At 54.8% G+C, this 12,597-nt stretch carries 11 protein-coding genes and 1 other RNA gene; 3 read left to right on the top strand and 9 right to left on the bottom strand.

The annotated features are described in order from the left end of the window. Window positions 1–2: 2 nt before the first annotated feature. Window positions 3–186, top strand: a non-coding RNA gene (gene ssrS, locus ADJ24_RS23730) — 6S RNA. A 24-nt stretch (window positions 187–210) separates the two neighbouring features. Beyond that, window positions 211–807, top strand: a complete 597-nt coding sequence (locus ADJ24_RS09110; RefSeq protein WP_023309112.1) for a 5-formyltetrahydrofolate cyclo-ligase — start codon at window positions 211–213, stop codon at window positions 805–807. Between the two features lie 109 nt (window positions 808–916). Here ADJ24_RS09110 and serA read toward each other — a convergent pair whose 3' ends face one another. After that, window positions 917–2,149, bottom strand: coding sequence for a phosphoglycerate dehydrogenase (serA, locus tag ADJ24_RS09105; RefSeq protein WP_023309113.1), 1,233 nt, complete (start codon window positions 2,147–2,149; stop codon window positions 917–919). 266 nt (window positions 2,150–2,415) lie between these two features. Then, complete coding sequence (rpiA, locus tag ADJ24_RS09100) at window positions 2,416–3,075, bottom strand: ribose-5-phosphate isomerase RpiA (protein ID WP_014885151.1); 660 nt, start codon at window positions 3,073–3,075, stop codon at window positions 2,416–2,418. 127 nt (window positions 3,076–3,202) lie between these two features. On the opposite strand from rpiA, the gene argP reads away from it, so the two are divergent. Further along, window positions 3,203–4,096 carry a DNA-binding transcriptional regulator ArgP gene (gene argP / locus ADJ24_RS09095; RefSeq protein ID WP_008499727.1) on the top strand — a complete coding sequence of 298 codons (894 nt, stop codon included), beginning with the start codon at window positions 3,203–3,205 and terminating at the stop codon, window positions 4,094–4,096. A gap of 48 nt (window positions 4,097–4,144) precedes the next feature. Here the strand turns inward: argP and ADJ24_RS09090 are convergent, their stop codons facing one another. From ADJ24_RS09090 to tkt, 7 genes are all read right to left on the bottom strand, one after another. Next, on the bottom strand, window positions 4,145–4,885 hold the full coding sequence (locus ADJ24_RS09090; RefSeq protein ID WP_023309114.1) for an oxidative stress defense protein: 741 nt from the start codon (window positions 4,883–4,885) through the stop codon (window positions 4,145–4,147). Window positions 4,886–4,976: 91 nt separating this feature from the next. Then, window positions 4,977–5,612 (bottom strand): arginine exporter ArgO, encoded by a 636-nt coding sequence (gene argO, locus ADJ24_RS09085; protein ID WP_021242063.1) that lies wholly within the window; start codon window positions 5,610–5,612, stop codon window positions 4,977–4,979. Between the two features lie 145 nt (window positions 5,613–5,757). Next, entirely contained in the window at window positions 5,758–6,612 is an 855-nt protein-coding gene (locus tag ADJ24_RS09080; protein WP_023309115.1) for a small-conductance mechanosensitive channel MscS, read from the bottom strand. Window positions 6,613–6,798: 186 nt separating this feature from the next. Beyond that, a complete protein-coding gene (fbaA, locus tag ADJ24_RS09075) occupies window positions 6,799–7,878 on the bottom strand; it encodes a class II fructose-bisphosphate aldolase (RefSeq protein WP_008499731.1) in 1,080 nt (359 codons plus the stop codon). Window positions 7,879–7,970: 92 nt separating this feature from the next. Continuing rightward, window positions 7,971–9,134, bottom strand: a complete 1,164-nt coding sequence (gene pgk / locus ADJ24_RS09070) for a phosphoglycerate kinase (RefSeq protein ID WP_023309116.1) — start codon at window positions 9,132–9,134, stop codon at window positions 7,971–7,973. Between the two features lie 49 nt (window positions 9,135–9,183). After that, window positions 9,184–10,203, bottom strand: coding sequence for an erythrose-4-phosphate dehydrogenase (gene epd, locus ADJ24_RS09065; RefSeq protein ID WP_023309117.1), 1,020 nt, complete (start codon window positions 10,201–10,203; stop codon window positions 9,184–9,186). A gap of 340 nt (window positions 10,204–10,543) precedes the next feature. Continuing rightward, window positions 10,544–12,535: a transketolase gene (tkt, locus tag ADJ24_RS09060; protein WP_023309118.1), complete on the bottom strand. Its 1,992-nt coding sequence runs from the start codon at window positions 12,533–12,535 to the stop codon at window positions 10,544–10,546. Window positions 12,536–12,597: the final 62 nt, after the last annotated feature.

Below are 12,597 nucleotides of genomic sequence, written 5' to 3'. Positions count from 1 at the left end.
AAATTTCTCTGAGATGTTCGCAAGCGGGCCAGTCCCCTGAGCCGATATTTCATACCACAAGAATGTGGCGCTCCATGGTTGGTGAGCATGCTCGGTCCGTCCGAGAAGCCTTAAAACTATGACGACACATTCACCTTGAACCAAGGGTTCAAGGGTTACAGCCTGCGGCGGCATCTCGGAGATTCCCTCTCTTTTCTTCTACCGACTACCATGACCCAATTCCCTGAAGTTTCTGCTTCACGCCAGGACATCCGTCAGTTAATTCGTCAGCGCCGCCGTGCGTTAACCGCCGATCAGCAAGTGCATTTTGCCCAGCAGGCCGCCGCCCGTATGATGGCGTATCCCCCTGTCGTGATGGCGCACACCGTTGCGCTGTTTCTGTCATTTGATGGAGAGCTGGATACCCAACCGCTGATAGAGCAGCTCTGGCGCGCCGGGAAGAAGGTCTATCTGCCGGTGCTGCACCCGTTCAGCGAAGGTAATTTGCTGTTTCTGCACTACCACCCGCACAGCGAACTGGTGGTGAATCGCCTGAAAATCACCGAACCGAAACTCGACGTGCGCGACGTGCTCCCGCTGTCACAGCTGGATGTGCTGATTACACCGCTGGTGGCGTTTGATGAACAGGGCCAGCGTTTAGGGATGGGCGGCGGTTTTTATGACCGGACGCTGCAAAACTGGCAGCAGTACGGGTTGCAGCCGGTGGGCTATGCGCATGATTGTCAGGGCGTGGAGGCGTTGCCGGTGGAGAAGTGGGATGTGCCGTTGCCGGCGGTGGTGACGCCGTCGAAGTTGTGGGAATGGTGAATCAAACGTGCGGCCTGATGCCCTCACCCCAGCCCACTCCCACAGGGAGAGGGTGAAAACATAAAAAAACGGTAACTATCGTTACCGTTTTGCATTTACCTCGCCACAATTAGTACAGCAGACGCGCGCGAATTGTCCCCTGAATCGCCTTCATGCTCTGCAGCGCTTTCTCGGCAACATCGTCATCCGCTTCGATATCAATAACCACGTAGCCCATCTGCGAGTTCGTCTGCAGATACTGCGCGGCAATATTGACGCCCTGCTCGGCAAAGATCTGGTTAATCGCGGTCAGCACGCCTGGACGGTTTTCGTGGATGTGCAGCAGACGACGACCACCGTGCAGCGGCAGAGACACTTCCGGGAAGTTCACGGCAGAGAGCGTAGAACCGTTGTCGGAATATTTGCTCAGCTTACCCGCCACTTCCAGGCCGATATTCTCCTGCGCTTCTTGGGTAGAGCCGCCAATGTGCGGCGTCAGGATCACGTTGTCGAACTCGCACAGCGGAGAGGTAAACGGATCGCTGTTGGTCGCAGGCTCCGTCGGGAAGACGTCGATGGCCGCGCCCGCCAGATGCTTACGCTTCAGCGCATCCGCCAGTGCCGGGATATCGACAACCGTGCCGCGCGCGGCGTTGATCAGCAGTGAGCCCGGCTTCATCAGCGCCAGCTCTTCCGCACCCATCATGTTTTTGGTGGACGCATTTTCCGGTACGTGCAGGCTCACCACGTCGCTCATGTTCAGCAGGTCAGACAGGTGTTGAACCTGGGTCGCATTGCCCAGCGGCAGCTTGCTTTCGATATCGTAGAAAAACACGTGCATGCCCAGAGATTCCGCCAGAATACCGAGCTGCGTACCGATGTGGCCGTAGCCGATAATCCCCAGTTTTTTACCACGCGCTTCATATGAGCCGGACGCCAGCTTGTTCCACACGCCGCGGTGCGCCTTGGCGTTCGCTTCTGGAATGCCGCGCAGCAGCAGCAGCAGTTCGCCAATCACCAGCTCCGCCACGGAACGGGTGTTGGAAAACGGGGCGTTGAAGACGGGAATACCGCGTTTGGCGGCAGCATTCAGGTCCACCTGGTTGGTACCGATGCAGAAGCAGCCGATAGCCACCAGCTTTTCCGCAGCGGCAATAACCTCTTCAGTCAGGTGAGTACGGGATCGCAGGCCAATGAAGTGGGCATCACGGATGGACGCTTTCAGCTCTTCGGTATCGAGCGCGCCTTTGTGAAATTCGATGTTGGTGTAACCTGCCGCACGAAGGCTATCGATTGCTTTTTGATGCACGCCCTCGACCAGCAGGAATTTAATCTTGTCTTTCTCCAGTGATACCTTTGCCATTTACCCGACCCTGTTTTTGTCTGAACTGATGTTGTGCTGGATATGAATCCGCTGTAGCCAACATATCAAAAAAAACTATTGCAGCAATATGAACGTTTGCGTCAGCACTCTGAAGAAAAGTCATACAGAGCAAAATGTCAGAGGAAAATGCTATGGAAATTTACAAACGCGGCAGGATCGGCAAAAGAGGCGGAAAAACGTGACACAAGTCACCGAATTTAGCTTTTCAAAAATTTTTTAGCGGGGGGAGGACTCCCCCCGTCAGATCATTTTACGATGGTTTTCACGCCGTCAGCGGTGCCAATCAGCGCCACATCCGCGCCACGGTTGGCGAATAGCCCTACGGTCACTACGCCTGGGATAGCATTGATAGCATTTTCCAGCGCAATCGCGTCGAGGATTTCCAGACCGTGAACATCGAGGATCACGTTACCGTTATCGGTGACTACGCCCTGACGATATTCCGGACGACCGCCCAGCTTCACCAGCTGACGGGCAACCGCGCTACGGGCCATTGGGATCACTTCGACCGGCAGCGGGAAATTACCCAGAATGTCGACCTGCTTGGAGGCGTCCGCGATGCAGATAAACTTGTCCGCAACGGAGGCGATGATCTTCTCGCGCGTCAGCGCCGCGCCGCCGCCTTTGATCATCTGCATGTGGCCGTTGATTTCATCCGCGCCATCAACGTAAATCCCCAGACGATCCACTTCGTTGAGATCGAAAACGGTAATGCCGAGGCTTTTCAGCTTTTCCGTGGAAGCATCAGAGCTGGAAACCGCGCCCTCGATTTGCCCCTTCATCGTGCCCAGCGCATCGATAAAGTGTGCCGCGGTTGATCCCGTACCGACACCGACAATGGTACCCGGCTGCACGTACTGGAGAGCGGCCCATCCTACTGCTTTTTTCAGTTCATCCTGCGTCATGATCGTTTTGCCTGTGGTGTGAAAACTCAGGGCGCATTATAGAACACGTCGAATGGAATTCGTCTGCCACGAAGGGAAAATTGTGTCATAGTGCAGAATAAGCAAAATTTAGGAGCCAGCCAGAGCAATGAAACGTCCGGACTACAGAACACTACAGGCACTTGATGCAGTTATTCGTGAACGCGGTTTTGAGCGCGCGGCGCAAAAGCTTTGCATCACCCAGTCCGCCGTATCACAGCGTATCAAACAGCTTGAAAACATGTTCGGCCAGCCGCTGCTGGTGCGCACCGTGCCGCCACGTCCAACCGAGCAAGGGCAAAAGCTTCTCGCCCTGCTGCGCCAGGTTGAACTGCTGGAAGACGAGTGGCTGGGTGACGAACAAACGGGCTCTACGCCGCTGCTGCTCTCTCTGGCGGTCAACGCCGACAGCCTGGCAACCTGGCTGCTGCCGGCCCTTGCGCCGGTATTAGCGGACTCCCCTATCCGCCTGAATTTACAGGTTGAGGATGAAACCCGTACCCAGGAACGCCTGCGTCGCGGTGAAGTGGTTGGGGCGGTCAGTATCCAGCCTCAGGCCTTGCCAAGCTGTCTTGTCGATCAGCTGGGCGCGCTGGACTACCTGTTTGTGGGTTCAAAAGCCTTTGCCGAGCGCTACTTCCCGAACGGCGTCACCCGCGCCGCGCTGCTGAAAGCCCCTGCCGTGGCGTTCGACCATCTGGATGATATGCATCAGGCGTTCCTGCAGCAAAACTTCGATCTGCCGCCGGGCAGCGTGCCGTGCCATATCGTCAACTCGTCTGAAGCCTTTGTGCAGCTTGCGCGTCAGGGCACCACCTGCTGCATGATCCCGCATCTGCAGATTGAGAAAGAGTTGAAAAGCGGTGAGCTGATTGACCTGACGCCAGGGCTGTATCAGCGCCGGATGCTCTACTGGCACCGGTTTGCGCCGGAAAGCCGCATGATGCGCAACGTCACCGACGCGCTGCTGGCGTACGGGCACAAGGTGTTGAGACAGGATTAATCGCTTGAATTCCCTCTCCCTGCGGGAGAGGGTTAGGGTGAGGGCAAATTACTGCGCCTTAGCCGCCTCAGTTTGCTGAGTTTGAGTTGGCTCCAGCTGGAACACCACATCCACCTGATCGTCAAACTGAATGGTTGGCTGCTCGTATGTTTCCTGAGCAGACACCGGGGCTGCATCAGCCTTCATCATCCGTACCATCGGGCTTGGCTGGTAGTTAGAGACGTGGTAACGCACGCTGTAAACCGGGCCGAGTTTGCTCTTAAAGCCAGAAGCCAGCTGTTCCGCCTGGTGAATGGCATCATCAATCGCCGCTTTACGCGCTTCGTCTTTGTATTTTTCCGGTTGCGCAACGCCCAGCGACACTGAACGAATTTCGTTCAGACCCGCCTTCAGCGCGCCATCCAGCAGCGAGTTAAGCTTATCCAGCTGACGCACGGTCACTTCGACGGTACGCACGGCACGGTAGCCTTTCAGGATGCTTTTACCATTCTGGTAGTCATAATCGGGTTGAGTACGCAGGTTCGCGGAGTTGATATCTTTTTTACCGACTCCGTTCTGCTCAAGGAAAGAGAGGTATTGCGCAACACGATCGTCAGCCTGCTTCTTGGCAGATGCCGCATCTTTCGCAGACACATTGACTTCAATTGCCAGCGTTGCGACATCAGGTACCGCGTCCACGCTTGCGGTGCCTGAAGTGACGATGTGCGGGCCATCCGGCAGTTCACTTGCCTGCACCGACACCGCACCAAAACTTACTAATGCCGCCAGGGCCATCACCTTAAACTTCACTGTTATTCCTCCATGTTGCGAATAGTGCCCATTAACAGGGCGCATGCCAGCAAGCTTAGCGGGTCTTGCTCAGTTGTCCATAAGACAAGGATTAGTTGAACAATTCCTGAACGTGGTGAATCCCCTCTTTTGCCAGCTGAAAAGCTATAAACCACATCACCAGCCCTACCAGAGTGTTGATGATGCGCTGGGCTTTGGCCGTACGCAGACGAGGAGCCAGCCATGCAGCCAGAATGGCGAGGCCGAAGAACCAGAGGAAAGAGGCGCTAACCGTACCCAGCGCAAACCAGCGTTTCGGCTCAACGTCCAGCTGCCCGCCGAGGCTGCCCAGCACCACGAAGGTGTCCAGATAAACATGCGGATTAAGCCAGGTGACCGCCAGCATAGTAACGATAATCTTCCAGCGGCCCTGCTTCATGACTTCCGCGCTCGCCAGTTCGAGGTTGCTGCTCATCGCCGTTTTCAGGGCACCAAAACCGTACCAGAGCAGAAACGCCACGCCGCCCCAGGTGACCAGCGCCAGCAGCCAGGGAGACTGCATGAGCAATGCGCTGCCGCCAAAAATTCCGGCACAGATCAGCAGTAAATCGCTTACCGCACACAGCAGGGCAATCATCAGATGATACTGGCGGCGAATGCCCTGGTTCATCACAAACGCATTTTGCGGGCCAAGGGGAAGGATCATGGCCGCACCTAAGGCAAGCCCTTGAAAATAATAAGATAACATAACGAAATTCTCACAGTATTGTTCTTGAAGGAGACTATACTGCGCGAATTACATTAGAGGAAATTGATAATATTAATTGGGGATTAGCAGCACTTATAAGAATAAAGCCCGGTGGCGCTAGCGCTTACCGGGCCCGCGGGGGAAGTTATTCGGCTTCTTTGACTTTTTTGACGTTTACGTCCATCTGAGGGTACGGGAAGCTGATGCCGTTGGCATCGAAGTCGCGCTTAATGCGCTCCAGCACGTCCCAGTACACGTTTTGCAGATCGCTGCTTTTGCTCCAGATACGCACCACGAAGTTAATGGAGGACGCGCCCAGTTCGTTCAGGCGAACCGTCTGCTCTTTGTCTTTCAGAATACGATCGTCTGAAGCAATGATATTAGTAATCAGCGACTTCACCTGATCGATGTCGGAGTCGTATGCCACGCTGATAATCAGTTCGTTACGACGCACCGGTTCACGGGAGAAGTTAATAATGTTGCCTGCAATGATTTTCCCGTTCGGCACGACCACGATGCGGCCATCCACGGTACGCATGGTCGTAGAGAAAATCTGCACCTGCAGCACGGTCCCGGCAATGCCGCCAAGGTCAACGTATTCGCCGGAGCGGAACGGACGGAAGGTGACCAGCAGAACGCCTGCCGCCAGGTTTGAAAGCGAACCCTGCAGCGCCAGACCAATAGCCAGGCCGGCGGCACCGAGAACGGCAATCACGGAGGCGGTTTGCACCCCAACACGGCCCAGCGCGGCAATCAGCGTGAAGGCGATAATGCCGTAGCGCACCAGTGCGGAGAGGAAGTCAGCCACCGTGGCGTCAATGTGACGGGCCAGCATTACGCGATTAACCGCGTTCGAAACGATACGCGCCACAATCATCCCGACGATGATGATGGCAATCGCCGCGACAATGTTCACGGCATAGCTCAGCAGCAGGGCCTGGTTGCGCACCAGCCAGTTACCGGCGTTATTGATGCTGTCTACAACATCGAGTTGTTCCATTTATTCTTCCTTTTGTTAAACCAAAACACAAAATCCATCCCCCATGGAGACAGGCAGGTCAGTAAAGGGTAAACAAAAAGCACCGGCTTTGCCAAACAGATCACAAAAACAGGTCTGACAGGGTATTGAAAAAGCATAAAAAAAGGCCCGCATTTGCGGGCCTTCTGATGCTGTTAGCAGCTCAAATTACAGAACGTCGATTGCGTTCAGTTCTTTGAAAGCCTGCTCCAGACGGGTCACCATGGACGTCTGGGCTGCGCGCAGCCATACGCGTGGATCGTAGTATTTCTTGTTCGGCTGGTCTTCGCCTTTCGGGTTGCCCAGCTGGCCCTGCAGGTAAGCTTCGTTCGCTTTGTAGTACTGCAGGATACCGTCCCAGGTTGCCCACTGGGTATCGGTATCGATGTTCATTTTCACAACGCCGTAGCTTACGGAGTCTTTGATTTCCTGAGCAGAAGAACCGGAACCGCCGTGGAAGACGAAGTTCAGGCTATTGTGCGGCAGGTTGTGTTTCTTAGAAACGTATTCCTGAGAATCACGCAGGATAGTCGGGGTCAGAACCACGTTACCTGGTTTGTAAACGCCGTGGACGTTACCGAAGGACGCTGCGATGGTGAAGCGTGGGCTGATTTTGCTCAGCTCGGTGTAAGCGTAATCAACGTCTTCTGGCTGGGTGTACAGTGCAGAAGCGTCCATGTGGCTGTTGTCCACGCCGTCTTCTTCACCACCGGTGCAACCCAGTTCGATTTCCAGGGTCATGTCCATTTTGGCCATGCGCGCCAGGTATTTGGAGCAGATTTCGATGTTTTCGTGCAGTGACTCTTCAGACAGGTCGATCATGTGAGAAGAGAACAGTGGCTTACCGGTAGCCGCGAAGTGTTTTTCACCCGCGTCCAGCAGACCGTCGATCCACGGCAGCAGTTTCTTCGCGCAGTGGTCAGTGTGCAGGATAACTGGAACACCGTAGTGCTCAGCCATCTGGTGTACGTGGTGCGCACCAGAGATAGCGCCCAGGATTGCAGCACCCTGAGGAATGTCAGTTTTCACGCCTTTACCTGCGATGAACGCAGCGCCGCCGTTAGAGAACTGAACGATAACTGGCGCTTTAACTTTAGCGGCAGTTTCCAGTACGGCGTTGATGGAGTCGGTACCCACGCAGTTCACTGCTGGCAGAGCGAAGTTGTTTTCTTTAGCTACCTGGAACACTTTCTGTACGTCATCACCAGTGATAACGCCAGGTTTTACGAAATCAAAAATTTTAGACATGTTGCTTAGTCCTGTATCTTCGGCCGTTAGAAAAGGTGCGAGCTCTTAAAAGCGCGCTGAAAATTGGGCAGGTTTCCCTGCCCTTGAATGGCTTACTTCTTAGCGCGCTCTTCGAGCATTGCTACTGCTGGCAGTACCTTGCCTTCCACGAATTCGAGGAATGCGCCGCCACCAGTGGAGATGTAGGAGATCTTGTCAGCGATACCGAACAGGTCGATTGCTGCCAGGGTGTCACCACCGCCTGCGATAGAGAACGCTTCGCTGTCTGCGATAGCGTTAGCAACGATTTCAGTACCTTTGCGGAAGTTCGGGAATTCGAACACGCCAACAGGACCGTTCCACAGGATAGTTTTTGCGTTTTTGAGGATTTCAGCCAGTTTCTGTGCAGAAACGTCGCCCAGGTCCAGAATCTGCTCTTCATCTTTGATGTCGTTGACAGATTTCAGGGTCGCGGTTGCGGTTTCGGAGAACTCGGTCGCGACGCGAACGTCAGTTGGAACCGGGATATCACAGGTACCCAGCAGGCGTTTGGCTTCGTCAACCAGGTCTGCTTCGTACAGGGATTTGCCCACGTTGTGGCCCTGAGCGGCAACGAAGGTGTTCGCGATACCACCGCCAACGATCAGCTGGTCAGCGATTTTAGACAGGGAATCCAGAACGGTCAGTTTGGTGGAAACTTTAGAACCACCAACGATAGCGACCATCGGACGAGCAGGTTCTTTCAGTGCTTTACCCAGCGCTTCCAGTTCGTCAGCCAGCAGAGGACCGGCACACGCAACGTCTGCGAATTTACCGATACCGTGGGTTGACGCCTGAGCACGGTGAGCCGTACCGAATGCATCCATCACGAACACGTCGCACAGTGCAGCGTATTTTTTGGACAGAGTTTCGTCGTCTTTCTTTTCGCCTTTGTTGAAGCGAACGTTTTCCAGAACAACCAGTTCACCGGCTGCCACTTCAACGCCGTCCAGGTAATCTTTAACCAGGCGAACCGGGTTGGACAGTTTGTCTTTCAGGTAATTAACCACTGGCAGCAGAGAGAACTCTTCGTTGTACTCGCCTTCAGTTGGACGACCCAGGTGGGAGGTGACCATCACTTTCGCGCCCTGCTTCAGAGCCAGTTCGATGGTTGGCAGTGATGCACGGATACGCGCGTCGCTGGTCACTTTGCCATCTTTAACCGGCACGTTCAGATCGGCACGGATGAAAACGCGTTTACCAGCCAGATCCAGATCGGTCATCTTAATTACAGACATGGTGAATCCTCTCGTTGATTCTTAAAGTTTTGCAGACGCACAATGCGTCTTACCTGAAACCTTGAGCGGCCATTGCTAACGTGGTGTCGAGCATTCGGTTAGCAAAGCCCCATTCGTTATCACACCAGACCAGCGTCTTGATCAGGTGTGCGCCACTGACCCTCGTTTGCGTGCCATCGACGATGGCGCTGTGCGGGTCGTGGTTAAAATCTACTGAGACCAACGGTAATTCCGTATAGTCAACTATACCATGAAATGCCCCCTGTGCCGCTTTTTGCAGCAACAGGTTGACTTCACAGGCTTTTACCGGTTTTTTCACCGTCACGCTAAGGTCAATTACAGTGACGTTAATCGTCGGGACACGCACGGCAATCGCTTCAAACCGGTCATTAAACTGCGGAAAAATACGGGTGATCCCTGCCGCCAGTTTCGTATCCACCGGAATGATTGACTGGCTCGCCGCGCGAGTGCGTCGTAAATCCGGGTGGTAGGCGTCAATCACCTGCTGATCGTGCATGGCGGAGTGAATTGTGGTCACGGTGCCGGATTCAATGCCATACGCATCGTCTAACAGTTTGATGACCGGAATAATGCAGTTAGTGGTACAGGAGGCGTTGGAAACAATGCGGTGTTCGGCCTGCAGCTCATGCTGGTTGACGCCAAACACGACGGTCGCGTCGAGGTCGTTACTGCCGGGATGAGAAAACAGGACTTTTTTCGCGCCTGCAGCAAGATGCGCTTCGCCATGTTCGCGGTTGCCGTACACGCCGGTACAGTCAAGCACCACATCCACACCCAGTTCACGCCAGGGTAGCCCGGAGATGCTGTTCTCATGCAGCACGCGAATAGCGTCGTCACCAACAAAAAGTCGATCTCTTTCCTGGCGTACGTCCCAGGCAAAGCGTCCGTGGCTGGTGTCATATTTCAACAAATGCGCCATGCCCGTAGCATCCGCCAGTTCATTGATTGCCACCACGGTTATTTCCGCCCGACGTCCAGATTCATATAAAGCACGAACCACGTTACGTCCGATGCGACCGAAGCCATTAATCGCTACGCGTACGGTCATAGATCTCCTGCAAAGCAATCCCTGAGTTTGAGGTGGCTGAAAGAGTAATCCAGCTACGCCCGAAGGGGAATCCTTGCTGTCACAAACTGCGATTGATTGGTCAATTGTCGAACATTTAATCGACTGAAACGCTTCAGCAAGAATAAGCGAATCGGGGAATAAAAGGAATGTCTGTCCAGATGAATAAGCGCGCTATATGACTTGCGTCACATTTTAAGTGGAATAATGCCGGCAAGGTAAAAGCAAAACGGTAACCGAGAGGTTACCGTTTTTTAGTGTTTGCACCCTCTCCCGTGGGAGAGGGCTCGGGTGAGGGCATCAGCCCGCACCGTACAACCGATTACAGCAGTTCTTTCGCTTTCGCGACAACGTTCTCAACGGTGAAGCCGAACTCTTCGAACAGCTGTTCTGCAGGAGCAGATTCACCGAAGGTGGTCATACCTACGATAGCGCCGTTCAGGCCCACGTATTTGAACCAGTAGTCAGCGATACCCGCTTCCACTGCCACGCGAGCGGAAACCGCTTTAGGCAGCACGGATTCACGGTAAGCGGCATCCTGCTTGTCGAACGCGTCGGTAGACGGCATGGAAACCACGCGCGCTTTCACGCCTTCGGCAGTCAGTTTTTCCCACGCTGCAACCGCCAGTTCAACTTCAGAACCGGTGGCGATGAAGATCAGCTCCGGCTGGCCCGCGCAATCTTTCAGCACGTAACCACCGCGAGCGATGTTCGCCAGCTGCTCTGGCGTACGCTCCTGCTGTGCCAGGTTCTGACGGGAGAGGATCAGCGCGGTTGGACCGTCCTGACGCTCAACGCCATATTTCCACGCCACCGCGGATTCAACCTGGTCACATGGACGCCATGTGCTCATGTTCGGGGTCACGCGCAGGGAAGCCACCTGCTCTACCGGCTGGTGAGTTGGACCATCTTCGCCCAGACCGATGGAGTCGTGGGTGTAGACCATCACCTGACGCTGTTTCATCAGCGCGGCCATACGCACGGCGTTACGTGCGTATTCAACGAACATCAGGAAGGTAGAGGTGTACGGCAGGAAACCGCCGTGCAGGGAGATACCGTTGGCAATCGCGGTCATACCGAATTCACGTACACCGTAATGGATGTAGTTACCGGCAGTATCTTCGTTGATTGGCTTAGAACCAGACCACAGGGTCAGGTTAGATGGCGCCAGGTCAGCGGAGCCACCCAGGAATTCTGGAAGCCATGGGCCGAACGCTTCAATCGCATTCTGAGACGCTTTTCGGCTCGCGATTTTAGACGGGTTCGCCTGCAGCTTAGCGATGAATTCGTTCGCTTTCGCGTCGAAGTCAGACGGCATTTCACCTTTCATACGACGGGTGAATTCAGCCGCTTCCTGCGGGAACGCTTTCGCATAGGCAGCGAATTTCTCGTTCCAGGCCGCTTCTTTCGCCTGGCCTACTTCTTTTGCATCCCACTGAGCGTAGATCTCAGATGGGATTTCGAATGCAGGGTGTTTCCAGCCCAGCGCTTCGCGGGTCAGTGCGATTTCCGCATCACCCAATGGCGCGCCGTGGGAGTCGTGAGTACCCGCTTTGTTCGGGGAGCCGAAGCCGATGATGGTTTTGCACATCAGCAGGGACGGTTTGTCCGTCACCGCGCGCGCTTCTTCCACTGCACGTTTAATCGAGTCAGCATCGTGACCATCAACGCCACGCACTACGTGCCAGCCGTAGGCTTCGAAACGTGCTGCGGTGTCGTCGGTGAACCAGCCTTCAACGTGACCGTCGATGGAGATACCGTTGTCGTCATAGAACGCAACCAGTTTGCCCAGCTTCAGGGTACCTGCCAGGGAGCACACTTCGTGAGAAATGCCTTCCATCATGCAGCCGTCGCCCATGAACGCGTAGGTGAAGTGGTCTACGATGTCGTGACCAGGACGGTTGAACTGCGCCGCCAGCGTCTTCTCGGCAATCGCCATACCCACAGCGTTAGCAATACCCTGACCCAGCGGGCCGGTGGTGGTTTCTACGCCAGCGGTGTAACCCACTTCCGGGTGACCTGGAGTTTTGGAGTGCAGCTGACGGAAGTTTTTCAGCTCTTCAATTGGCAGATCGTAGCCGGTGAGGTGCAGCAGGCTATAGATCAGCATTGAGCCGTGGCCGTTGGACAGCACGAAGCGGTCGCGGTCAGCCCATGACGGGTTCTGCGGGTTGTGGTTCAGGAAATCACGCCACAGGACTTCGGCGATATCAGCCATACCCATAGGAGCCCCTGGGTGGCCGGATTTGGCTTTCTGTACTGCGTCCATGCTCAGCGCACGAATAGCATTAGCAAGCTCTTTACGTGAGGACATTTTAACTCCAGATCGGACTGTTAAAGGCCATGCCCTTGACGACAGCGCGTTTTGGGCTACGC

Source organism: Enterobacter sp. 940_PEND, assembly GCF_001059415.1.
Taxonomy (GTDB): domain Bacteria; phylum Pseudomonadota; class Gammaproteobacteria; order Enterobacterales; family Enterobacteriaceae; genus Enterobacter; species Enterobacter cloacae_M.
The sequence above is the reverse complement of the archived record's forward strand: the minus strand, read 5'-3'. Positions and strand labels throughout refer to the sequence as shown.